The following is a 22,956-nucleotide window of genomic DNA, read 5'->3' as shown; positions in this document are numbered from 1 at the left end:
ATGGCCGGCGAAGGGGCTTCGCCGGGGATTGGGCGGGTCTTGCCCCGCCGGGCTTGCCCCTAGTTTGGGGCCGCGGCCGGCCCGCGGCAACCCGTGCGCTATAGCTGGCGGGCTATAGCGAGACGAATTCGCCCCGCCCTGCCCCGCGCAGCAGCGCCTCGATCAGCCGCTGCACCGGGAGGCCGGTCGCCCCGGCGTGCAGCGGCGCCCGGCCCTGGTCGATGGCGTCCAGCGTCTCCGCCAGCAGGGCGCGGTGCGGGCCGTGGTCGAAGGCCATGGGGTCGGCCCCGCCGCCGCCGGCGCTGGCGCCCTCCAGGATCTCGGGCGGCAGCCCCGCGCGATGCAGCTCCAGCCGCTCGGCGACCAGACGGGCGCTGCCCCGGGTACCGGCGATCTCGATGCGCTCGGGGAAGCCGGGGCGGGCGACCGTGGTGGCGTCCAGCGTGCCGATGGCGCCGTTCGAGAAGCGGAGGCAGGCGGCGACGATGTCCTCGGTGTCGATGGCCCGCAGCGGGCTGGTGCGGGCGAAGGCGGCGGCGCCGGCGACCGGGCCCATCAGGTGCAGCAGCAGGTCGAGCGTGTGGATCGCCTGGGTCAGCAGCACCCCGCCGCCGTCGCGCGCCTGCATCCCCCGCCCGGCCTCGGCGAAGTAGCCGGCATCGCGCCACCAGCGGATGCTGGCCGAGGCCGAGAGCGGCTCGCCCAGCTCGCCCCCGGCCAGCGCCGCGCGCAGCCGCAGCGCCGCCGGGCGGAAGCGGTGCTGGAAGACCACGCCGAGGGTGACGCCGGCGGCAGCGGCCACCGCGACCAACTCGGCGGCGCGGGCGGCATCGAATTCCAGCGGCTTCTCCACCAGCAGGTGCCTGCCCGCCGCCGCCGCCGCCCGCGCCACCGGCAGATGCGCCGCCGGCGGCGTCAGCACCAGCACGAGGTCGAGGCCGGGCGCGGCGAGCAGCGTCTCCAGGCTGGCGAAGCAGGGCGCATCCCAGCGGGCGGCGAAGGCGGCGCGGCGCCCGGCGGAGGGGCTGAAGCCGCCGAGCAGCCGGACCCGGCCGGCCGCCTCCAGCTCCCGCAACGCCAGCATGTGCGGCGCCACCGCCATCCCGAGCCCGACCAGCCCCACGCCGAAACACCGTGCCATGGCTTCCCATCTCCCCTGCCCCGCCCCTATCGTGGCGCATCGGCCGCCGCGGGCAAACCGCGGGGCCGCCCTGGGAGGGGTCCGCGATGGTCACCGAGACGATGCAGCCGATCACCCGGCGCGACCTGCTGGCGCTGCTCGGCGCCGGCGCGGCGGCGGCGCTGCCGGCCGGCCCGGCCTGGGCCCAGGCGCGCGGCGCCACGCTGGTGATCGGCATCGACATCAGCGACACCATCACCCTCGATCCGACCCGCCAGGCGCAATACACGCCGCCGATGACGCTGGCGGCCACCTACGACGCGCTGATGACGCTCTCGCCCGGCGACTATGTCGAGCCGAAGCCCTCGCTGGCGACGTCCTGGGCGCGGACGCCGGACGGCCGCGGCTGGCGCTTCACCCTGCGGGAGGGGGTGAAATTCGCCTCCGGCGCCACGATGACTGCGGAGGACGTGCAGTTCACCTTCCAGCGGCTGCTGGCGATGAAGGAGCAGACCCAGCAGTACGTGAAGGCGGTGGACCGCTGCGAGATCGTCGATGCCAGGACCATCGACCTGGTGATGAACGACCCGGCGGCGCCGCTGCTGAACATCCTCTGCGCCCCGACCTTCGGCATCACCGAGAAGGCGCTGGTGACGCAGCACGGCGGCAGCATGGCCGCCGACGCCAAGGACACCGACAAGGCGACCGACTGGCTGAACCAGAACAGCGCCGGCACCGGGCCCTATCGCCTCGTGCGCTGGGAGCGGAACCAGCAGATCCAGCTGGTGCGCAACCCGCACCACTGGCGCGGCGCGCCGGCCTATGAGCGCGTGGTGATCCGGCATTTCAGTGACAGCGCGGCGCAGCTCCTGGCCATTCGCCGCGGCGACATCCAGGCCGCCTTCAACCTGATCCCGGAGCAGATCGCCACCTTGCGCGACGAGCCGCAGGTGCGGGCGGAGCGGCTGCCGAGCCTCGACTTCGTCTACATGGCGCTGACCCAGAATGCCGAGTTCAACCGCGCGCTGGGCCAGCGGGAATGCCGCCAGGCGATCGGCCATGCCATCGACTACGACGGGATCGTGGGCAGCATGCTCGGCGGCGCGGCGTTGCGGCCGGCGCATTTCCTGCCCATCGGGGTGAACGGCAGCACCGAGACGGTGGCGCGCGAGGTCGGCTTCAAGCAGGACCTGGAGAAGGCGAAGCGGCTGCTGCAGGAAGGCGGCTTCGCCGAGGGCTTCGAATTCGAGATCGCCTATGGCAATGCCGCGGTCGCCGGCGTCTCGTACCAGCTGCTGGCGCAGAAGATCCAGGCGGATGTCGCCCGCGTCGGCATCCGGGCGAAGCTGGCGCCGATGGACCAGGTGAACCTGCGCACCACCTTCACCACCGGCCGCTCGCAGGGCGGCGTGCTGACCTTCTGGAACCCGCCGGCGGTGGAGAACGAGCTCTGGGCCGCGGCGGTGGTCGAGCGCGTCGCGCGGCGCGTCCACTGGCCGGTGCCGCCGGAGATGACGGCGCTGGTCAAGCGCGCGGCGGAGGAGCCGGACAAGGCCCGCGCCGCGGCGCTCTGGGTCGAATGGCAGCGGGCCATGGTGGCCCAGGCCAACCACTTCGTGCTGTTCCAGCCGATCTACCAGATCGCGGTGCGGGCCGCGGTGAAGCAGTTCCCCCTCACCGCGGCCGGCTGGCAGCTCGAGATCGGGGCGGTGAAGCCCGGCTAGGGCGTGATGCCGAGGCGGGCCAGCCGATGCGCCCGGGCCGCGTTCACCGCATGATCGGGCAGCCGGCCCGCGGCCAGCGCCGTCACCTGCCGCACCGTGTCGAAGGCCTGGTGCTCGATCGCCGCCGGGGTCAGGCCGCCGGCATGCGGCGTGGCGATCACCTTCGGATGCGCGGCGAGCGCGGGCGTCGGCATCTGGTCCGGCGCCCGGCCGACGTCCATCGCCGCGCCGGCGAGCCGGCCGCCGTCGAGCGCGGCCAGCAGCGCTGCCTCGTCCACCAGGTTGCCGCGGGAGGGGTTGAGGAAGCAGGCGCCAGGCTTCATCCGGGCGAAGGCCGCGGCGTCCATCAGGTTCTCGGTCTGCTCGTTGGCGACGGCGAGGCAGACGGTGAAGTCGCTCTCGGCGAGCAGCGCCTCGAGCGGCACCGCCTCCAGCCGGGCATCCTCGATGGCGGCGAAGGGGTCGGCGACCAGCACCCGCATCCCCAGCGCCAGGCCGAGCGGCGCGAGGTAGCGGCCGATGGCGCCGTAGCCGATGATGCCGAGGGTGCTGCCCTGCAGCTGCCGCCCCATCCGCGCCGCCGGCACCTCGCCCCGGTGGTAGCGGACGGCGGCGTCGCCGATGCCGCGGGCGAGGTCGATCATCTGCCCGATCACCAGCTCGGCGACCGAGGCGATGAAGCCCGGCGTCGCCCGGGTCACCAGGATGCCCTGCGTGCTGGCGGCGGCGACGTCGACGTTGCGGATGTCGACCGCGCAGCGGAGGAAGGCGACCAGATCCGGCGCCTGCTCGAAGGTCGCGGCCTCGCCGGGGGATTGCCGGTAGCTGACGATCGCCTGGCAGCCGGCGGCGGCTGCGGCGAGCTCGGCGCCGGCCAGGTGCCGGCCGGTCTCGTTCAGCCGCACCGCCGCCACCGCCCGCAGCGCGGCCAGCGCCCGCGGGCCGTAGTAATTCTCGAGCGCGTCGGCGGTATGGGTCAGATAGACCAGCATGCTTCCCTCCCAGGGCTTCACGGCTAGACTACAGGCAACGAGGGCGGGGAGACACCAGGCGGATGCTGCGGACCTTGGTCACGCGACTGGCGGGCGCCGCCATCATGGCCGTGCTGGCGACGCTGGTGATCTTCCTCATCGCCAATACCGTCCCGGGCGACCCGGTGCTGGCGCAGCTCGGCGACATCGCCGCCAGCAACCCGGCGACGGTGCTGGAATGGCGGGCGAAGTGGGGGCTCGACCTGCCCCTGTGGGAACGCTACGGGATCTTCCTGCAGGGGCTGGCGCAGGGCGACCTCGGCACCTCCATCGCCTCGCAGCGGCCGGTGCTCGACGACATCGCGCAATACGCGCCGGCGACGGTGGAGCTGGCGAGCATCGCCTTCGCCCTGGCGCTCGGCACCGGCATCCCGCTCGGCATCGCCGCCGCGGTCTGGCGCGATACCTGGGTGGATGCGGCGGCGCGGGTGATCTCGCTGATCGGCGTCTCCTCGCCGACCTTCTGGCTGGCCTTCGTCATGCTGGCGGTCTTCTACGGCGGGCTGCAGATCGCCCCCGGCCCGGGCCGGCTCGACCCGATCGCCTTCCCGCCGGAGGAGGTGACCGGGCTGTTCCTGGTGGACAGCCTCCTCGCCGGGGATTGGGAGGCCTTCCACGATGCCGCGGCGCATCTGGTGCTGCCGAGCATCGTGCTGGCGGCGGCGACCATCGGCCTGATCACCCGCACCACCCGCGCGGCGATGCTGGAGGCGATGGGGCAGGACTATGTCCGCGTCTCCCGCGCCAAGGGCATGCGGGAGAGCTACACCATCCTGCGGCACGTGCTGCCGAATGCGCTGATCCCGGTGGTGACCTTGGGCGGCCTCGCCTATGCCAATCTGCTGGCGGGGGCGGTCATGACCGAGACGGTCTTCTCCTGGCCGGGGCTCGGCCGCTACACCTTCCGCAGCGCGGCGGCGCTGGATTTCCCGGCGATCATGGGCATCACGCTGGTGGTCTCGGTCACCTACCTGCTGGTGAACCTCGCGGTCGACCTCTCCTATGCGCTGCTCGATCCGCGGGTGCGGCGGTGAGCGCGGCCATCGCGCTGCCGGCGGTGCGGTCCCGCCGGGCGCGGCTCTGGCGGCGCTACGGGCTGGCGGGCGTCGGCGCGGGCATCGTGCTGGCCTGGGTGCTGGTCGCCGCCTTCGCGCCGTGGTTGGCGCCCTGGCCGCCCGACTTCGTCGATGTGACCAACCGCCTGCGGCCGCCTTCCGCGGCGCATTGGCTGGGGACGGATGCGCTGGGGCGGGACTGCTTCTCCCGCCTGATCTTCGGCGCGCGGATCTCGCTGCTGGCGGGGATTTCGGTGGTGGCGATCGGCGCCGCCTTCGGCACCCTGGTCGGCATGGTCGCGGCCTATGCGCGGGGGCTCGCCGATGCGGCGCTGATGCGGCTGACCGACCTGGTGCTCTGCTTCCCGCCGATCATCCTGGCGCTGGCCATCGCGGCGGCCCTGGGGATTGGCACGCGCAACACCATCATCGCCATGCTGGTGGTCTGGTGGCCGAAATTCGCCCGGCTGGCACGCGCCCTGGCGCTGGTGCAGCGCAGCCAGGAATACGTCGAGGCCGCGGTCGTGCTGGGGCTGAAGCCGGCGCGGATCCTGGGGCGGCATATCGTGCCGAATGCGATCGGGCCGCTGGTGGTGCTGGTCACCCTCGATGTCGGCAATGCCATCATCACCTTCGCCGGGCTGTCCTTCCTCGGCCTCGGCGTGGTGCCGCCGACCGCGGAATGGGGCGCGATGGTCGCCGAGGGGCGCGAACTGGTGGAGCAGTGGTGGGTGGCGACCTTCCCGGGGCTCGCCATCCTGACCATCGTGCTGGGCTTCAACTTCCTGGGCGATGGGGTCAGGGATTGGCTGGATCCGAAGGCGCGCCGGTGACGGCGTCCGATCGCCTGGAGGCGCAGCCGCAAGGCGTGAATCGGCCGCCTTCCATACCGCCGACGCTTGAGGTCCGCGACCTCCGCACCGTCTTCCTCACCGATGCGGGGCCGGTCCGCGCCGTGGATGGCGTCTCCTTCTCGGTCGGCGCCGGCGAGACGCTCGGCATCGTCGGCGAGAGCGGCAGCGGCAAGAGCGTCACCGCGCTGTCGCTGATGCGGCTGCTGGAGGAGCCGGCGCGGATCGTCGGCGGCTCCATGACATTCCAGGGCCGCGACCTGCTGGCGATGCGGCCGGAGGAGCTGCGGGCGCTGCGCGGCGACCGCATGGCGATGGTCTTCCAGGACCCGATGACCGGGCTCAACCCGGTCATCCGCATCCTGCGGCAGCTGACCGAGCCGATGGTGGCGCATGGCCGCTTCACCCCGCCGGAGGCGAAGCAGCGCGCGGTGGGTCTGCTCGGGCGCATGGGGATCACTGCGCCGGAGAAGACCGTCTCGCGCTTCCCGCACGAGTTCTCCGGCGGCATGCGGCAGCGGGTGATGCTGGCGATGGGCTTCGCCAACGACCCGGCGCTGCTGATCGCGGATGAGCCGACGACGGCGCTCGACGTCACCATCCAGGCGCAGATCCTCGACCTGCTGCGGCAGTTGAACGCCGAGTTCGGCACCGCGATCGTGCTGATCAGCCACGACCTCGGCGTCATCGGCGCGGTCTGCCGGCGGGTCGCGGTGATGTATGCCGGCGAGGTGGTGGAGGAGGCGGCGACCGCCGAGGTCCTGGCCGACCCGCGCCACCCCTATGCCTGGGCGCTGGTGAATGCGGTGCCGCGGATCGACCAGCCTCTCGGCGAGGACCGCCGCCTGGTCAGCATCGAGGGCGCGCCGCCGGATGCCCTGGCCCTGCCCGCGGGCTGCCGCTTCGCGCCGCGCTGCCCCTTCAAGATCGCCCGCTGCGAGACCGAGCATCCGCCGCTGGCCGAGGTCGCGCCGGGCCGGCTGGCGCGCTGCTGGGTGACCCAGGCCGGGCAGGTGCTGCCCAGGGCCGGCGGTGCCGGCTTCGGCGGGACCCGGGCAGCCAGCACCGCGACCGAGCCGCTGCTCGCGGTGCGGGGGCTGGTGAAGCATTTCCCGCTGCCGCGCGAGAGCCTCTTCGGTGCGCGCCGGGTGGTGCATGCGGTGAACGGCATCGACCTCGACGTCGCCCGCGGCGAGACGCTCGGCATCGTCGGCGAGAGCGGCTGCGGCAAGTCGACCCTGGCGCGGCTGATCACCCGCATCCATGCGCCGACCGCCGGCAGCATCACCTTCGCCGGGCAGGAGATCGCGACCGCCAGCCCGGCCGCGATCCGGCCGCTGCGGCGGCGGATGCAGATGGTCTTCCAGGACCCCTATGCCTCGCTCAACCCGCGCATGACCATCGGCGATATCCTCGCCGAGCCGCTGGTCGCGCATGGGGTGGTGGGGCGCGGCGCGGCGGCGCGGGAGCGGGTGCGGGACTTGCTTTCCACCGTGGGGCTGAACCCGGCCTGGGAAGCCCGCTATCCGCACGAGTTCAGCGGCGGCCAGCGGCAGCGCATCTCCATCGCCCGGGCGCTGGCGCTGGAGCCGGAGTTCATCGTGGCGGATGAGCCGATCAGCGCGCTCGACGTGAATATCCAGGCGCAGATCCTCAACCTGATGCTGGACCTGCAGCAGCGGATGGGGCTGACCTATTTGTTCATCGCGCATGACTTGGCGGTGGTGCGGCATCTCTGCGACCGGGTCGCGGTGCTCTACCTCGGCCAGGTGATGGAGAGCGCGCCGGCGGGCGCGCTGTTCGCCCGGCCGCTGCATCCCTATACCGGCGTGCTGATCTCCGCCGTGCCGGTGCCGGGCCGCACCCGGGTGGTGCTGCAGGGCGAGCCGCCGAGCACCCTGGTGCTGCCCACCGGCTGCGTCTTCCGCGCCCGCTGCCCGATCGCCCGTCCCGTCTGCGCAACGGCGCCGCCGCTGGCCGAGCATGCGCCGGGACGCTGGGCCGCCTGCCACTTCCCCGGCGAGTTCGCGCATGGTGAAATGGGGGCATGACCCCTTCCCTCGATGCCATCCTCGCTCATCTCGATGCCGGGACGGCGGCCGCCGAAGCGCGGCTGATCGACTGGCTCCGCATTCCCAGCATCAGCGCCCAGCCCGCCCATGCCGGCGATTGCCTGCGCGCCGCCGAATGGGTGCGGGGCGAGCTCGCGGGCCTCGGCTTCACCGCCGAGATCCGGCCGACCGCCGGCCACCCCGTGGTGGTCGCGCACCATCCCGGTCCGGGCGCCGATGCGCCGCATCTGCTGTTCTACGGCCATTACGACGTGCAGCCGGCCGACCCGCTCGACCTCTGGACCTCGCCCCCCTTCGACCCGGTGGTGGTGGAGGGCCCGCATGGCCGCCGGGTGGTTGCCCGCGGCGCGGTGGACGACAAGGGCCAGTGCGCGATGTGGCTGGAGGCGCTGCGGGCCTGGCATGCGGTCGCCGGCGGCCCGCCCTGCCGCGTCTCGGTGCTGATCGAGGGCGAGGAGGAGGTCGGCTCGCCGAGCCTCGACGCCTTCCTCGCGGCCAACAAGGCGGAGCTCGCGGCGGATGTCGCGGTCATCAGCGATACCGGCATGTGGGACATCGACACGCCGGCCATCACGACGCGGCTGCGCGGCATGGTCTATGCGCAGATCGACCTCAAGGCCGCCTCGCGCGACCTGCATTCCGGCATCTACGGCGGCGCCGCGCTGAACCCGGTGAATGCGCTGTCGCGCATCCTGGGCGGGCTGCACGACGAGAACGGAAAGGTGCAGATCCCAGGCTTCTACGAGGGCGTCGCCGAGATCAGCAATTCGCAGCGGGTCGAATGGGACAGCCTCGGCTTCGACGAGGCCGGCTTCCTCGGCGACATCGGCCTGACCACCCCCTCGGGCGAGCGCGGCCGCAGCGGGCTGGAACGCTTGTGGGCACGGCCGACCGCCGACCTCAACGGCATCTGGGGCGGCTATACCGGGGATGGCAGCAAGACCGTCATCGCCGCCGAGGCGCATGCCAAGCTCTCCTGCCGGCTGGTTCCCGGCCAGGACCCGGCGAAGGTGGCCGCAGGTATCCGCGCCTTCATCGAGGAGCGCCGCCCGGCCGATGCCAAGGTCGAGGTGACGGTCTTCACCACCACGCCGGGGATCGAGGTGCCGGCCGACAGCCGCTGGGTCGGCGCGGCGCGGCGGGCGCTGGCCGAGGAATACGGCCGCCCGGCGGTGCTGATCGGCAGCGGCGGCTCCATCCCGGTGGTCGAGAGCATGCGGCGGCTGCTCGGCCTCGACAGCCTGCTGGTCGGCTTCGGCCTGAACGACGACCAGGTGCATAGCCCGAACGAGAAATTCGAGTTCCGCTGCCTGCACCAGGGCGCCCGCAGCCATGCCCGGATGCTGGCGGAATTCGCCAAGGGCTAATGTCTTTTCGTGAGTCGGCACTCACCGCACAGCGCGTGTCCAACTCACAAAAATAGAGGTGGGTCCAGGGAGGATACCTCCTCCCTGGCCTTGCCTTGAAACCGTACGATCAGTTGCCCGGCAGCACCTTCCCCGGATTCATCAGCCCGCGCGGATCGAGCAGCCCCTTGATCCCGCGCATCAGCTCCAGCGCCAGCGGGTCCTTCAGCGCCTGCATGACATGCAGCTTCAGGCTGCCGATGCCATGCTCGGCGCTGAAGCTGCCGCCGAGTTCGACGGCGATCTCGTTCACCACCATGTCGGCGCCGCCGGCGCGGGCGGCCCAGTCCTCGCGGGACATGCCCTCGGGCGCGCGCAGGCTGAGGTGGATGTTGCCGTCACCGGCATGGCCGAGCGCCAGCATCCGCCCCTCCGGCCAGCGTGCGGCGAGCGCCGCCTCGGCGCGGGCGAGGAATTCCGGCACGGCCGAGACGGGCACGGCGGTATCCGTCGCGATGGCCGGGCCGGCGGCGCGGGCGAATTCCGGGTAGTCCTCGCGGATGCGCCAGAAGGCCAGGCGCTGCGCCTCGTTCTCGGCGAGGACGCCATCGGTGATCTCGCCGGCCTCGTCGGCGGCGAACAGCGCGGCCTCCAGCATCGCCCGCACCGGGACGGCGGCATGGGACGCCGCGAGTTCCAGCATGACGAACCATGGGCTCTCGACCGGCAGTGGCAGGCGGATCTGCGGCGCATACCGCGCCACCACCGCCATGCAGGAGTGGCTGATCAGCTCGAAGGCGACGACATCGGCGCCGGCGCCATAGACCCGGGACAGCAGGGCGAGGGCCGCATCCGGCGAGGGCACCGCGACGAAGGCGGTCTCCACCGCGCGCAAGGGCGGCACCAGCCGCAGCGCCGCGGCGGTGATGATGCCGAGCGTGCCCTCGGCGCCGATGAACAGGTGGCGCAGCGCATAGCCGCTGTTGTCCTTCCGCACCCGGCGGAGGTCGTGCAGCACCCGGCCATCGGGCAATGCCACCTCAAGGCCCAGCACCAGGTCCCGGGCGTTGCCCCAGCGGATGGTGCGGATGCCGCCGGCATTGGTCGAGAGCATTCCGCCGATCTGCGCCGAGCCCTGGGCGCCCCAGGCGATGGGAAACAGCCGGTCCACCGCGACCGCCGCCTGCTGCACCTGCTGGATGATGCAGCCCGCCTCGGCCACCACCGAGAAATCCCGGGCATCGACGTCGCGGATGCGGTTCAGCCGCTCGAGGCTGAGCACCACCGCGGGCGGGCCGGCCTCCCGCACCACGGCGCCGCCGGCGAGGCCGGTGCGGCCGCCGGCCGGCACCACGGCGAGCCCGGCCTGCGTGGCGATGCGGAGCGCCGCGGCGACCTCCGCCGCCGTGCCCGGCCGCAGCACCGCCTGCGGCGTGCCGCGATAGCTGCCGCGCCAGTCCACCGCATAGGGCGCCATGTCCTCCGGGGTGGTCAGGATGTTTCTTGGGCCGAGGGCTTCGGCCAGGGCGTCGAGGCTGGTCATCCGCGCAGTCTCCCGCCGCCCCCTCGCCGCAGCAACCCCCTTGGCGCGCAGCCGCAACACGGGCTTGATGGCGCCCGGGACATCCAGGGGAAGACACGCCGATGAGCGACGCGGTGCCGGAGAGCGCGGATTACGTCGTGGTGGGCGCCGGCTCGGCCGGCTGCGCCCTGGCGGCGCGGCTCTCGGAGGACCCCACCGTCCGGGTGGTGCTGCTGGAGGCGGGCTCCCGGGACCGGAACCCCTGGCTGCACGTGCCGATCGGCTATGCCAAGACCATGTACCACCCGACGCTCTCCTGGAACCTGATGACCCAGCCGGAGCCGGAGCTGGAGGGCCGCCAGGTGCCCTGGCCGCGCGGGCGGACGCTCGGCGGGTCGTCAGCCATCAACGGGCTGCTCTACGTGCGCGGCCAGCATGCCGACTACGACCACTGGCGCCAGCTCGGCTGCACCGGCTGGTCCTTCGAGGATGTGCTGCCCTACTTCCGCCGCGCCGAGGACCAGGAGCGCGGGGCGAACGCGTTGCACGGCGCCGGCGGACCGCTTTCGGTCAGCGACATCCGCGACCGCAATCCGCTAGCGGTCGCCTTCATCGAGGCCGCCGCCGAGCTGGGCTTCCCCCGCAACGACGACTTCAACGGCGAGACCCAGGAGGGCGCCGGCTTCTACCAGACCACCTCGCGGCGCGGCTGGCGCTGCAGCGCGGCGACCGCCTACCTGAAGCCGGCGCGCGGCCGGGCCAACCTCATCGTGGTGCCGGATGCGCATTCGACCGGGCTGCTGATGGAGGGACGCCGCGCCGCCGGGGTGAGGTTCAAGCGGCATGGCGCCGGGCTCACGCTGCGGGCGACGCGGGAGGTGATTTTGTGCGGCGGCGCCATCGCCTCGCCGCACCTGCTGCTGCTCTCGGGCATCGGCCCGGCCGAGCATCTGCAGGCGATGGGCGTGGCGGTGGCGCACGACCTGCCGGCGGTCGGCACCAACCTGCAGGACCATTTCCAGGCGCGGCTGCAGTTCCGGGTGAACAAGCCGGTCAGCATGAACTCCCGCACCAACAGCCGCTGGGGGCAGTTCCTGATGGGGGCCGAATTCGCCCTGCGGCGTTCCGGGCCGCTGACGGTCAGCGCCGGGACCTCGGGCCTCTTCGCCCGGGTGCTCCCGACCAGCGAGACGCCGGACGTGCAGTACCATTTCCTGCCCTTCTCCGCCGACAAGACCATGGAGAAGCTGCACGACTTCCCCGGCATGACCATCAGCGCCTGCCAGCTCCGCCCGGAAAGCCGCGGGACCATCTCGCTCGCCAGCGCCGACCCGCATGCCAAGGCGCTGATCCATGCCAATTACCTCAGCACCGAGACCGACCGGCGCTGCATGGTCGAGGGCATCAAGCTCGGCCGCCGGCTGTCGCAGACCCGGGCGCTGGGCGCCTTCGTCGAGGCGGAGATCGTCCCCGGCGCGGCGGCGGCGAGCGACGAGGAGATCCTCGCCTTCATCCGCCGCACCGGCAACACGATCTACCACCCGAGCGGCACCTGCCGCATGGGCGGCGACCCCGCCAGCGTGGTGGACCCGGAGCTGCGGGTGCGCGGCATCGAGGGGCTGCGGGTCGCCGATGCCTCGATCATGCCGACCGTGGTCTCGGGCAATACCAATGCGCCGGCGATCATGATCGGGGAGAAATGCGCCGACCTGGTCAAGGCCGGCGCGAGGCAGCGGCTGGCGGCCTGATCAGCGGTCCAGGCGGCGCAACGCCTCGGCCACCACCGCCTCGAACATCGCGGCGGTCAGCCGGCGGGTCGAGGTGTTGTAGCGGCTGACGTGGTAGCTGTCGGCCAGCAGCAGCCCGCCCGGCAGGGCGTGGAAGGCGCCGTGCCGGAAGGGCATGGCGCTGAGCTTCAGCCCCTGCGCCCGCAGGAAGGCGTTGTGCGCCAGGGTGCCGAGCGCCAGCACCACCCGCAGATTGGGCATGGCGGCGAGCTCGCCCTGGAGGAAGCCGTTGCAGGCGCGGATCTCGGCCGGCTCCGGCAGGTTGGCCGGGGGCACGCAGCGGACCGCGTTGGTCACCCGGCAGCCGGTCAGCCGCAGCCCGTCGTCCGGCCGTTCGAGGTACTCGCCCTCGGCCAGGCCGTAGCGCAGCAGCGTGGCATAGAGCAGCTTCCCGGCATGGTCGCCGGTGAAGGGGCGGCCGGTGCGGTTGGCCCCCTTCTGCCCGGGCGCCATGCCGAGCACGAGCAGCGGCGCCGCGGCCGGGCCCCAGGAGGGCACGGGGGCGTTGTGCCAGCCCGGCTGGGCGGCGCGGTTCGCCTCCCGCAGGGCGGCGAGGCGGGGGCAGAGCGGGCAGTCGCGGTCGGGCTGCGGCGCCGGCGGCGCTGCCGTCAACGGCTGCGCCTCATTCCGGCAGCTCGGGCAATTCGCGGAAGGGCTCGGCCGGGGNACATCGACCTGAGCCGCCAGGCGCAGTCGGTGAAGAAGGGCGTGAAGGAGGGCGGCGGCACGCCGCGCGGGCGCGGCTCGACCTGGCGGCGGGTGATGTGCTCGGCCAGGTCGGCCAGGTCGAGGAAGACATCCGCCTGGCGCCGCAGCTCGTCGGCGATCATCGTCGGCTGGGTACGGATGGTGGAGATGACGGTCACTCGGACGCCGCGGCGCTGGACCGATTCCACCAGCCGGCGCAGGTCGCCGTCGCCGGAGAAGATGACGACGTGGTCGAGGTGCCCGGCGAGGTCGAGCACGTCCACCGCCATCTCGATGTCGACGCTGCCCTTGACCCGGCGGCGGCCGTTGGCGTCGGTGAATTCCTTCGCCGGCTTGGTCACCACGGCGTAGCCGTTGTAGCCGAGCCAGTCGACCAGCGGCCGCAGCGGCGAGTACTCCTCGGTCTCCAGCAGCGCGGTATAGTAATAGGCGCGGATGAGGTAGGAGCGCTGGCGGAAATGCGCCAGGAGGTTCTTGTAGTCCACGTCGAACCCGAGGGACCGGGATGCGGCGTAAAGATTGGCGCCATCGATAAAGACGGCGAGGCGTTCGATACGATCGGGCTGCAAGTTCCATGCTCTCAAAATATGGGTCAGGCCTTAGGCTCGGGGAGTGTATGAGTCCATTGACCTTAATAAAGCGAAAAAGCACGGCCTTTATCGCCTTAGGGGCGAATTTGCCGGACCGGGCGGGGGCGCCGCCGTTGGCGACCTGCCGGTCGGCGGCGGCGGCGCTGGACCGATTGCCCGGCTGGCGCCTGGTCGCCCTGTCCCGGTGGTATGCTACCACGCCGGTTCCACCTGTGCCCGGGGTGCCGCTTTTCGTGAACGGGGTGGCCCGGCTCGACGGCGCCGGGCCGGCCGATCCGGCTGCGCTGCTGGCCGCCCTGCAGGGGCTGGAGGCGGCGGCCGGGCGCGAGCGGCCCTATCCCAATGCGCCGCGGGTGCTGGACCTCGACATTATCGACCTCGACGGGCTGCTGCTCGGGACGCCGGAGCTGGCGCTGCCGCATCCGCGGGCGCATCTGCGCCGCTTCGTCCTGGCGCCGCTGGCCGACGTCGCCCCGGGCTGGGTGCATCCGCGGCTTGGCCTCGGCGTCGCGGCGCTGCTGGCCGGCCTGCCGCCGGAGCCGCCGGGGGAAGGCCTGGCCGAGCCGTTGCCCGGCTAGTTGTGCTGCGGTGCGGCGGGGCGCTTGCGGAATCGGGCGGTGGTGGCTATCTGGAAGGTTCACACCACGCCGATGCGCTGCCCGCCTGCTTCGGCGGCGCATCCGAACCGTACGAGGCCGTCATGGCGCGCGTCACCGTCGAAGACTGCATTGTCCAGATCCCGAACCGGTTCGAGCTGGTCCTTATCGCCGCGCAGCGGGCGCGGAACATCGGACGCGGCGAGGAGCTGACCCTCGACCGCGACAACGACAAGAACCCCGTCGTGGCGCTGCGCGAGATCGCCGAGCAGACGATCGAGCTGGGCATGGTCGAGGCCGACCTGATCAAGTCGCTGCAGCGCGCCCCCGAGCCGGAGCCGGCCGAGGAGGAGGTGCTCGACCTCATCGCCACCGACGAGAACATCTTCGGGGTGATGGACGTCAACGAGGAGCTGCCGGTCGAGGGCGCCGGCGAGGACCTCTCGCCCGACGACATCGAGGCCGCCATCGCCGCCGAATTGAGCGGCGGCGGGCGCCGCTGAGGCAGGGCGCTTGACCGCGCGCGACACCGGGTGGCCGTCTGCCCCGGTGCCGCGCGCGCCCGAGGGCCCGGCGGGCGGCGTCCTGCCGGCCGTCGCCCCCGTGATTCCCGCCCCCGCGCCGCCTCCTGACCCGGCCCTGCCGCCGGGCCATGCCGAGGCCGCGCTGCTCGCCGAACGGGTGCTGGCCTATGACCCCCGCGCCGACGTCGGGCTGATTACCCGGGCAGGCCAACTGGCCGCCGAGGCGCATGCCACCCAGAAACGCGACAACGGCGACCCCTACATCACCCACCCGCTGGCGGTCGCCGGCATCCTGGCCGACTACCGGCTCGACAGCGCCACCATCGCCACCGCGCTGCTGCACGACGTGGCCGAGGATACCTCGACCGGGCTGAAGGAGATCGAGCGGCGCTTCGGCCCCGAGGTCGCCCGGCTGGTCGACGGCGTCACCAAGCTGACCCGGATCGAGCTGCAGTCGGAACGTACCAAGCAGGCGGAGAACCTCCGCAAGCTGGTCCTGGCGATGAGCGAGGACATCCGGGTCCTGCTGGTGAAGCTGGCCGACCGGCTGCACAACATGCGGACGCTGCACTTCGTGCCGCAGCTCGCCCGCCGGCAGAAGACCGCGCGCGAGACGCTCGAGATCTTCACCCCGCTGGCCGAGCGCATCGGCATGGATGCGCTGAAGACCGAGCTCGAGACCCTGGCCTTCCAGGCGCTGCACCCCGAGGCGCGGCAGACCATCGCCGCCCGGCTGACCTTCCTGCGCGGCCAGGGCGCCGACCTCATCAAGGAGATCGAGCAGGACCTGCGGCGGGTGCTGGCGGTGCATGGCGCCACGGCGGTGGACGTGACGGGGCGGGAGAAGTCGCCCTATTCCATCTGGCTGAAGATGCAGAAGAAGAACGTGGCCTTCGAGGCGCTCTCGGACGTCATGGCCTTCCGCGTCATCGTCGAGGACCGCGCCGCCTGCTACGTGGCGCTGGGCGCGGTGCACGACGCCTACCGCGTGGTCCCCGGCCGCTTCAAGGACTACATCAGCACGCCGAAGACCAACGGCTACCAGTCCCTCCACACCGGGGTGACGGTGCCGGAACGGCGCAACGCCAAGATCGAGGTGCAGATCCGCACCCGGGAGATGCACGAGGTCGCCGAATACGGCGTCGCCGCGCACTGGATCTACAAGCAGGGCCCGGGGGCGCCGGGCGGCACCGCGCGCAAGCGCTACCCCTGGGTCCGGGCGCTGCTCGACATCCTGGAGAATGCCGAGGGCGCCCAGGAATTCCTCGACGACACCAAGCTCGAGCTGCACCGCGAGCTGGTCTTCTGCTTCTCCCCCAAGGGCGACCTGATCGAGCTGCCGCGCGGCGCGACGCCGGTGGACTTCGCCTACGAGGTCCACAGCCAAGTCGGCGACAACTGCGTCGGCGCCAAGGTCAACGGCAAGATCGTGCCGCTGCGCCATCAGCTCGAGAACGGCGACCAGGTCGAGATCATCACCGCCCGCGGCGGCCAGCCCAACCCGGCCTGGGAACGCTTCGTCGTCACCGGCAAGGCCCGCGCCCGGATCCGCCGCTTCGTCCATGCCCGGCAGCGCGAGGAGCACCAGGAGAACGGGCGGTCGGCCATCATCAAGGCCTTCCGCCAGGAAGGGCTGGAGGGCTCGGAGAAGCTGCTGGAAGGCGCGCTGAAGGCGCTGAAGCAGCCGGGCCTGCCGGAGCTCTACCTGGCGGTCGGCTCCGGCTCGCTCTCGGCCCGGGACGTGGTGCAGGCCGCGGTGCCGGAACTCAGGGCGCCGCCGCGCATCGCCGATACCCTGCCGCTGGCCCGGCCGCGCGGCCGGCTCGGCGCCGGGCCGCTGCTGGGCGGGCGGGTGGAGCGGCCGGGCGGCAGCCGCGGCGCCGGTCCGCCGGCCGGGATGCCGGTGCGGATGCCGGTCACCGGGCTGGTCAGCGGCATGCCCTACCACTTCGCCGGCTGCTGCCATCCGCTGCCGGGCGAGCGCATCCTCGGCATCGTCACCACCGGCAAGGGGGTGACGATCCATGCCGCGGATTGCCACAGCCTCGAGAATTTCTCCGCCGCGCCGGAGCGCTTCCTCGACATCGACTGGGCCGAGGAGGCCGTCTCCGGCCAGGTCGGGCGGATCATCGTCGAGACCCGCAACCGCCCCTCCGCCATGGCCTCGCTGGCCGAGACGGTGGCGCAGCAGGACGGCGTGCTGGCCGGGCTAAAGGTGAACCACCGCGACCCCGAGAGCTGCGAGATCGCCCTCGACGTCGAGGTGCGGGACCTGCGGCACCTCGAGCGGATCATGGGCGCGCTGCGGGCGCCGGCGGACAACCTGCGGGTGGAGCGGGCGCGCGGATGATGTTCCTGTGATCCTGGGGCTGGGCAACGACACCGTCGACATCCGGCGGATCGAGCAGACCATCGGCCGCCATGGCGAGCGCTTCCTGGAGCGGGTCTTCACCCCGGTGGAGCGCGCCAAAGCCGAGCGGCGGACCGAGCGGATCCGCGCCAGCACCTATGCCAAGCGCTTCGCGGCCAAGGAGGCGGCCTCCAAGGCGCTCGGCACCGGCTTCCGGGCGGGGGTCTTCTTCCGCGACCTCGGGGTGGTGAACCTCCGCAGCGGGCAGCCGACGCTCGAGATGACCGGCGGCGCGGCGGCGCGGCTGGCGGCGATCACCCCGCCGGGGCATGTGGCGCGGGTGGCGCTGACCATGACGGATGAGTATCCGTATGCCAGCGCGGTGGTGATTATCTCGGCGGAGAAAATGGAAGGGTAAGGTTGGGGAGAAGGTATTCTCCCCAAACCCCTCATCTATTTCTCTGAGTTCAGGCTGACGCCTGGAGGGCGGCCTCGACCGCCTGGACCAGGGCGGGGCTTTCGGGGCCGGTTTGCGTCGGGAAGCCGCGCACCCGCCGCCCGTCCCGCGCCACCAGGTACTTGTGGAAGTTCCAGCGCGGGGCGCCGCCGCCCTGGGCCGCCAGGAAGGCGAAGAGCGGCGTCGCCTGGGCGCCGGTCACCCGGGCCGGCGTGGTCATCGGGAAGTCGACGCTGTAGTTCGCCTCGCAGAACCGCTTGATGGTGCGGGCGTCGGCCGATTCCTGGTTGAAATCATTCGAGGGCACGCCGAGCACCACCAGCCCGCGCGGGCCGTATTTTTCGTGCAGCGTCTGCAGCCCGGCATACTGCGGGGTATAGCCGCAGAAGCTCGCGGTATTGACCACCAGCATCGGCCGGCCGCGGAAGCCGCCGAGGTCGAGCGGCCCGCCCTCGATCGCCTCCAGCCGGAAGTCGAAGGCCGTGGCGGGGGCGGCGGCCGCGGCTTCGGTCGTCACCAGGGCGGCTCCGGCCAGCAGCGCATGGCGCCGCGACAGCTCAGCCATACCGCTCCTCCTGCCAGGGATCGCCGTTGTTGTGGTAGCCGCGGACCTCCCAGAAGCCGGGACGGTCGTCGCGCAGCAGCTCGATCCGGGTCACCCATTTCGGCGACTTCCACAGGTAGAGGCGCGGCAGCACCACCCGCACCGGCCCGCCGTGCTGGCGGGTGATCGGCGCGCCCTCCCAGGCATGGGCCAGCAGCACGTCCTCCTCGAGGAACTCGGCCAGGGGGACGTTGGTGGTATAGCCGTCGTAGCTGGTGAAGGCGACGAAGCGGGCCTCCTCCTTCGGCCGGGCCATGGCCACCAGGTCGCGGGCCAGCACCCCCTGCCAGCGGTTGTCGTAGCGGCTCCATTGCGTGACGCAGTGGATGTCGCTGACGATCTCGGCCTGCGGCAGGGCCATGAATTCCGGCAGGGTCAGCCGCACCGGCGCCTGGACCAGCCCCTCGATCCGCAGCCGCCACTTCTCCGGCGCGACCTCGGGCTGCACCCCGAGGTCGAGCACCGGCCAGTCCTGCACCAGGGTCTGGCCGGGCGGCAGCCGGTCCACCGCCGGGTTGCCATGCACCCCGGTCAGCAGCCGGCCGGCCCGGGCCCAGGCCTGCTTGGTCGCCACCAGCTTCTCGCGGATGGCGCCGGTGAGAGGGATGTCGTCGTCTTCGGCCATGGGCATGCTCCTGCCTGCCTTACGTGCCGATTCCGCCGGCGGATGCAAGAGGCATCGCCCCCCTGCCCCGTCAGCTGCGGACCAGCGCGGCCCGCAGCAGCGCCGGCGGCAGTCGGCCGCCGAGCGCCAGCCAGGCCACGCCGATGTAGGTGGCCCCGCCGGCGCCGATGGCGGCCAGGATCCGCACCGCCGGCGGCAGGTTCAGCCCCTGCTGCACCAGCGCCACCACCACGGCCATGGCCAGGGTGGCGAGCACCCCGGGGGCGATGCGGCGGGCCAGCCACCAGACCGACCGGTGGATCTCGCGCAGCACCAGCCAGGTCAGCAGCGGCGCGAAGAGGATGCATTGCGCGCCCCAGACCAGGGCCACGTCCTCCGGCGTCTCCGGCTTCAGCAGCACCAGGGCGATCATCGGCAGCACCAGCGTGCCGAAGGCGACGTAGAAATTCCACTTCGCCTTGCCGACCGCGACGAAGAGGCTGATCTGGTCGCCGTAGAGGAAGGTGAACATCACCGCGACGCCGGCCACCCGGGCGGCGCTGGCGGCCCCGGCCCATTCCGGCCCGAGCAGCGTATGCACCAGGTCGGGCGCGATGAGCGCCAGGCCGGCGGCGATCGGCAGGCCGAGCAGGGCCTGGAGCTGGGCCAGCTCGCCATAGGCCTCGGCCATGGCCGGGCGGTCGTGCTGCAGGGCGCAGAGCCGCGGCATGGCCAGCCGGCCGACCGTCTGCCAGACCACCGCCAGCGCCGCATCCAGCAGCCGGAAGGCGAAATGCGAGACGGCGAGCACGGACTGGCTCACCACGAAGCCAAGCGCCAGCAGGAACAGGCGGTAGCGGCCGACCAGCACGGCGACGCCGGCGACCTGCGGCCCGGCGACCGGCCAGAGCTCGGCCAGCGCCGCGCGGTCGAGCTGCGGCCGCAGCCGCAGCCGGCCGCCCCGCAGCAGCAGCAGGAAGGTCACCACCGTCGAGACGCACTGGTTGATCACCATGGCCCAGGGGCCGTAGCCGGCCGCCGCGGCGCCCAATCCGGCGGCCAGCGCCAGCGGCTGGCCGACCAGCAGCCGCAGCGACATCAGCCGGTAGCGCTGGTCCCGCAGCAGCAGGCCGGAGGCGGTGCCGGAGAAGGCGGCCAGCGGCATCATCGGGGCCAGTGCCAGGATCAGCCAGACCACCTCGGGGCTGCCGGTGCGGTCGGCGATGAAGGGGCTGGCCGCGGCCATGGCCAGGCTCAGCACCAGGCCGAGCAGCACCGAGGCGGTGGCGGCGCTGCTGGCATGGCGCTCGGCCAGCTTCGGGTGCTGCACCAGCGAATCGGGGAAGAGGGTGGCGCCGAAGACCTCCAGCAGCAGGAAGGTGGCGATGGCGATGGTGCCGACGCCGGCGGCATGCGGGCCGATGACCCGGCCGATGAGCATCATGGAGGCGAAGGAGAAGATCGCCGCGGCGATGCTTTCGGCCAGCACCCAGGCGGGTGCCTGGGGCCCAGGCAGGCGGATTCGCAAGCGGTATGCCTTCCGATCGGTGAGTGAAACGGGACGCCGGCGCGGCCGGGTTGCGGGATGCGGCGGCCGCCGGCGACCGGGCGGCCGTGCCCCGGGCGGGTGCCGGCCCGGGCGCACCCATAGTCCTCCCGCGGCCGGGCGCCCATTCACATCATGGCGTGAAGTGGCACGGTGCATGGGACTGGCGGGCCGGATGTGTGCCATCTCGGCGCCGATGGAAAGCCCCACGGAACCTAGGAGCGATGGATTGACGGCAGAGACGGGTGCGGCGCTGCCCTTCGGCCTGGCGGTGGTGGGGCCGCCCCCGGCCCCCCGGCCGGGCGAGGTGGTGGGCGTGGTCGTGGCGCGCAACGAGGCGTTGCGGCTGGGCGCCGCCCTGCGCGAGGTGCGGCGGCTCGGCATCGGCCCGGTCATCGTCATCGACAACCTCTCGACCGACGAGACCCGGGCGGTGGCCGCGGGCTTCGACCGGGTGCACCTGGTCGAGGCGCCGGAGAGCTACGCCGGCTCCGGCTTCGGCATCGCCTGGATCAACGCGGTGCTCGACCGCTGGGCCCGCGGCCACTGGGCGCTGATGTTCGACGCCGACGAGGTGCTGGTCTTCCCCGGCTCGGACCGGCCGGCGGCGCTGCCGCGGCTCTGCGGCCACCTCGATTCGCTCGGCTCGGAGTGCCTGCGGGTGGTGATGCTGGACCTCTTTCCCCAGGCGCCGCTGGCCCGGGTGGCGTACCGGCCGGAGCAGTCCCTGCCCGAGGCCGCCGCCTGGTTCGAGCCGCCCCGGCTGCGGCGGGAGGCGGCGCCGCACTTCCCCTTCGAGGCCGAGTACGGCGGGGTGCGCGAGCGGCTCTTCTTCCCCGAGGCCGATCCCTCGCGGCTGCTGCGCCGGGCCTACCAGCGGGCCTACAACCTCGGCTGGCGGCTGCCCTGGCTGCGCCGCTCGGCCCGCTTCCAGGCGCTGGCGCCGAAGCGCTCGCCCAACATGACCAAGGTGCCCCTGGTCCGCTGGCGGGAGGGGGTGGGATTCGTCACGGCGCATTCGCTCTCGCCTGTGGCGGTGGCGCCGGAGCAGCCCAGCGGGGTGCTGCTGCACTTCAAATTCCTCCAGGACTTCCACGCCCGGGTGCTGGATGCGGTGGCGCGGGACGCGCATTTCGACGGCTCGGCGGAGTACCGGCGCTACCTGGCGGCGCTGCGGCGGGACCCGGAATTCAGCCTGCACGGGCCGCGCAGCCTGCACTACGAATCGCCGGACCAGCTCGTCGGCCTCGGGCTGATGCGGGACACCGCGGCCTGGCGCACGGCGCGCGGCGCTTGAGCCGCGGCGGCGGCGGCTCAGCCCCGGCCGGCGAGGCGCCGGCGGGCGGCGCCCGCGGCCAGGCGGAACTGCCGCAGCGCATGGGCCGGCCCGCCCCAGTGCAGGTGGCGGAGCGCCGCGCCGGGGTGGCCGCCGGCGATCTCGAAGGCGAAGCAGTCGAAGTCGATCAGCCGCTGGCGCCGCCGCAGCAGCGCCCGCAGCGCCGGTTCGGCCCCGGGCGGCAGCAGCCCCGGCAGCCGCCGGTTGGCCCGGCTGAGCTGCAGCGCCCCGGCATTGCCCTGGGAGAGCGAGCCCTCCCGCACCCGGTAGACGTAGCCGGGCTCGGGCAGCAGGTGGCAGCGGCCGCCGCGGGCGAGGCATTCAAAGAGAAAGAGGAAATCCTCGCCGACCCGGATGTCCTCGGCGTAGCGCAGCCGGTGCTGCTCGAGGAAGCTGCGGCGGAAGACCGGCTTGAGGTAGCCGAGCTTCGAGTCGGCCGGCTGGTCCGGCATGTCGCCCTGCACCAGGGCCAGCAGCGACAGCGGCCCGGCGCTGGTGGCGGCGGCCGGCAGCAGGCTGCCGAGGCGGCGGCCGCTGGCGAAGTCGCGGCGTTCCGGGTTGTCGGCCACCAGATCGGCCTGCAGCCGCTCGGCCTGCCCGACCAGGCGCTGCAGCCGGTCCGGCAGGAACAGGTCGTCGGCATCCAGCAGGGCGACCCAGCGCCCCTCGGCCAGGTCCAGCCCGGCGTTGCGGGCGGCGCCGGGGCCGCCGGCCGCGGCGCGGCGCAGCGGGCGGATGCGGCGGTCGCCGGCCGCGGCGGCGGTCAGGATATCCCAGGTCCGGTCGCGGGAGCCGTCGTCGACGACGATCACCTCGATCTCCGGCAGGGTCTGGGCAAGGCAGGCGGCGAGCGCCTCGCCGAGGAAGGCGGCGGCGTCATGCGCGGGGATGACGACCGAGGCGACAGGGGGCATCGAAGTAGTCCCGGAGGAAAAGGGCGGTCGGGTCCTGCCATAGGGCATCGGGGGGTACAAATCACGGCAGCGGCGTGGCTCAGGGCAACTGCATAAGGATGGTCGGCGACAGTCGTCCAGGAAATCCGCGCCTATGCCGGGCTTCGCTTCGACTGAAAGAACGGAAGCGGAATGGTATATCACAAGCGCGAACGGTATTTCATGGGCTGAAGATTACTC

General features: G+C 72.6%; 20 protein-coding genes. 11 read left to right on the top strand and 9 right to left on the bottom strand.

Annotated elements, in window-relative coordinates; translation table 11 throughout:
- Nucleotides 1-112: 112 nt before the first annotated feature.
- A complete protein-coding gene (locus QWZ14_RS12010; RefSeq protein WP_290316906.1) occupies nucleotides 113-1,141 on the bottom strand; it encodes a Gfo/Idh/MocA family protein in 1,029 nt (342 codons plus the stop codon).
- An 86-nt stretch (nucleotides 1,142-1,227) separates the two neighbouring features.
- Here QWZ14_RS12010 and QWZ14_RS12005 point away from each other — a divergent pair, with 86 nt between their 5' ends.
- Nucleotides 1,228-2,844 (top strand): ABC transporter substrate-binding protein, encoded by a 1,617-nt coding sequence (locus QWZ14_RS12005; protein WP_290316905.1) that lies wholly within the window; start codon nucleotides 1,228-1,230, stop codon nucleotides 2,842-2,844.
- On the opposite strand, the gene QWZ14_RS12000 is transcribed toward QWZ14_RS12005, so the two are convergent.
- On the bottom strand, nucleotides 2,841-3,836 hold the full coding sequence (locus QWZ14_RS12000) for an NAD(P)-dependent oxidoreductase (protein WP_290316904.1): 996 nt from the start codon (nucleotides 3,834-3,836) through the stop codon (nucleotides 2,841-2,843). The two genes, QWZ14_RS12005 and QWZ14_RS12000, sit on opposite strands and share 4 nt — an antisense overlap.
- Nucleotides 3,837-3,898: 62 nt before the next feature.
- On the opposite strand from QWZ14_RS12000, the gene QWZ14_RS11995 reads away from it, so the two are divergent.
- The 4 genes from QWZ14_RS11995 to QWZ14_RS11980 are packed head-to-tail and all read left to right on the top strand — an operon-like array spanning nucleotide 3,899 to nucleotide 9,220.
- Nucleotides 3,899-4,909: an ABC transporter permease gene (locus tag QWZ14_RS11995; protein ID WP_290316903.1), complete on the top strand. Its 1,011-nt coding sequence runs from the start codon at nucleotides 3,899-3,901 to the stop codon at nucleotides 4,907-4,909.
- Nucleotides 4,906-5,763: an ABC transporter permease gene (locus QWZ14_RS11990; protein WP_290316902.1), complete on the top strand. Its 858-nt coding sequence runs from the start codon at nucleotides 4,906-4,908 to the stop codon at nucleotides 5,761-5,763. Before QWZ14_RS11995 ends, QWZ14_RS11990 begins: the two co-directional genes overlap by 4 nt.
- A gap of 35 nt (nucleotides 5,764-5,798) precedes the next feature.
- Nucleotides 5,799-7,832, top strand: coding sequence for a dipeptide ABC transporter ATP-binding protein (locus QWZ14_RS11985; protein WP_290316901.1), 2,034 nt, complete (start codon nucleotides 5,799-5,801; stop codon nucleotides 7,830-7,832).
- Nucleotides 7,829-9,220 (top strand): dipeptidase, encoded by a 1,392-nt coding sequence (locus QWZ14_RS11980; protein WP_290316900.1) that lies wholly within the window; start codon nucleotides 7,829-7,831, stop codon nucleotides 9,218-9,220. Before QWZ14_RS11985 ends, QWZ14_RS11980 begins: the two co-directional genes overlap by 4 nt.
- 109 nt (nucleotides 9,221-9,329) lie before the next feature.
- On the opposite strand, the gene QWZ14_RS11975 is transcribed toward QWZ14_RS11980, so the two are convergent.
- Nucleotides 9,330-10,742, bottom strand: coding sequence for an FAD-binding oxidoreductase (locus QWZ14_RS11975; protein WP_290316899.1), 1,413 nt, complete (start codon nucleotides 10,740-10,742; stop codon nucleotides 9,330-9,332).
- Nucleotides 10,743-10,843: 101 nt separating this feature from the next.
- On the opposite strand from QWZ14_RS11975, the gene QWZ14_RS11970 reads away from it, so the two are divergent.
- Entirely contained in the window at nucleotides 10,844-12,469 is a 1,626-nt protein-coding gene (locus tag QWZ14_RS11970; protein ID WP_290316898.1) for a GMC family oxidoreductase, read from the top strand.
- On the opposite strand, the gene QWZ14_RS11965 is transcribed toward QWZ14_RS11970, so the two are convergent.
- Together QWZ14_RS11965 and QWZ14_RS11960 are read right to left on the bottom strand one after the other, a co-directional pair.
- Nucleotides 12,470-13,120 (bottom strand): uracil-DNA glycosylase, encoded by a 651-nt coding sequence (locus QWZ14_RS11965; protein ID WP_290316897.1) that lies wholly within the window; start codon nucleotides 13,118-13,120, stop codon nucleotides 12,470-12,472. It abuts the gene before it with no gap.
- Complete coding sequence (locus QWZ14_RS11960; protein WP_290316896.1) at nucleotides 13,117-13,785, bottom strand: LabA-like NYN domain-containing protein; 669 nt, start codon at nucleotides 13,783-13,785, stop codon at nucleotides 13,117-13,119. The genes QWZ14_RS11965 and QWZ14_RS11960 overlap by 4 nt, the downstream gene beginning before the upstream one ends.
- Nucleotides 13,786-13,790: 5 nt before the next feature.
- Between QWZ14_RS11960 and folK the strand changes: the two genes are divergently transcribed.
- The 4 genes from folK to acpS all read left to right on the top strand — a co-directional run bounded on the left by folK (nucleotide 13,791) and on the right by acpS (nucleotide 17,694).
- Complete coding sequence (folK, locus tag QWZ14_RS11955; RefSeq protein WP_353959301.1) at nucleotides 13,791-14,384, top strand: 2-amino-4-hydroxy-6-hydroxymethyldihydropteridine diphosphokinase; 594 nt, start codon at nucleotides 13,791-13,793, stop codon at nucleotides 14,382-14,384.
- 122 nt (nucleotides 14,385-14,506) lie between these two features.
- Nucleotides 14,507-14,905, top strand: coding sequence for a DNA-directed RNA polymerase subunit omega (rpoZ, locus tag QWZ14_RS11950; RefSeq protein ID WP_290316894.1), 399 nt, complete (start codon nucleotides 14,507-14,509; stop codon nucleotides 14,903-14,905).
- A 10-nt stretch (nucleotides 14,906-14,915) separates the two neighbouring features.
- Complete coding sequence (locus QWZ14_RS11945) at nucleotides 14,916-17,276, top strand: RelA/SpoT family protein (protein WP_408903672.1); 2,361 nt, start codon at nucleotides 14,916-14,918, stop codon at nucleotides 17,274-17,276.
- Nucleotides 17,277-17,283: 7 nt separating this feature from the next.
- Complete coding sequence (acpS, locus tag QWZ14_RS11940) at nucleotides 17,284-17,694, top strand: holo-ACP synthase (RefSeq protein ID WP_290316893.1); 411 nt, start codon at nucleotides 17,284-17,286, stop codon at nucleotides 17,692-17,694.
- 49 nt (nucleotides 17,695-17,743) lie between these two features.
- Here acpS and QWZ14_RS11935 read toward each other — a convergent pair whose 3' ends face one another.
- From QWZ14_RS11935 to QWZ14_RS11925, 3 genes are all read right to left on the bottom strand, one after another.
- Nucleotides 17,744-18,298 carry a glutathione peroxidase gene (locus QWZ14_RS11935; RefSeq protein WP_290316892.1) on the bottom strand — a complete coding sequence of 185 codons (555 nt, stop codon included), beginning with the start codon at nucleotides 18,296-18,298 and terminating at the stop codon, nucleotides 17,744-17,746.
- The gene (locus QWZ14_RS11930) at nucleotides 18,291-18,962 is read right to left on the bottom strand and encodes a sulfite oxidase-like oxidoreductase (RefSeq protein WP_290316890.1); all 672 of its coding nucleotides are present in this window, start codon (nucleotides 18,960-18,962) and stop codon (nucleotides 18,291-18,293) included. The genes QWZ14_RS11935 and QWZ14_RS11930 overlap by 8 nt, the downstream gene beginning before the upstream one ends.
- 70 nt (nucleotides 18,963-19,032) lie before the next feature.
- Entirely contained in the window at nucleotides 19,033-20,469 is a 1,437-nt protein-coding gene (locus QWZ14_RS11925; RefSeq protein WP_290316889.1) for an oligosaccharide flippase family protein, read from the bottom strand.
- Between the two features lie 247 nt (nucleotides 20,470-20,716).
- Between QWZ14_RS11925 and QWZ14_RS11920 the strand changes: the two genes are divergently transcribed.
- A complete protein-coding gene (locus QWZ14_RS11920; RefSeq protein WP_290316888.1) occupies nucleotides 20,717-21,784 on the top strand; it encodes a glycosyltransferase family 2 protein in 1,068 nt (355 codons plus the stop codon).
- Between the two features lie 17 nt (nucleotides 21,785-21,801).
- On the opposite strand, the gene QWZ14_RS11915 is transcribed toward QWZ14_RS11920, so the two are convergent.
- Nucleotides 21,802-22,737, bottom strand: coding sequence for a glycosyltransferase family 2 protein (locus QWZ14_RS11915; RefSeq protein ID WP_290316887.1), 936 nt, complete (start codon nucleotides 22,735-22,737; stop codon nucleotides 21,802-21,804).
- Between the last annotated feature and the right edge of the window lie 219 nt (nucleotides 22,738-22,956).

Origin of the sequence: Paeniroseomonas aquatica (genome assembly GCF_030409335.1) — a bacterium.
Lineage (GTDB): Bacteria > Pseudomonadota > Alphaproteobacteria > Acetobacterales > Acetobacteraceae > Belnapia > Belnapia aquatica.
This window is presented reverse-complemented; position numbering and strand designations above follow the sequence as displayed.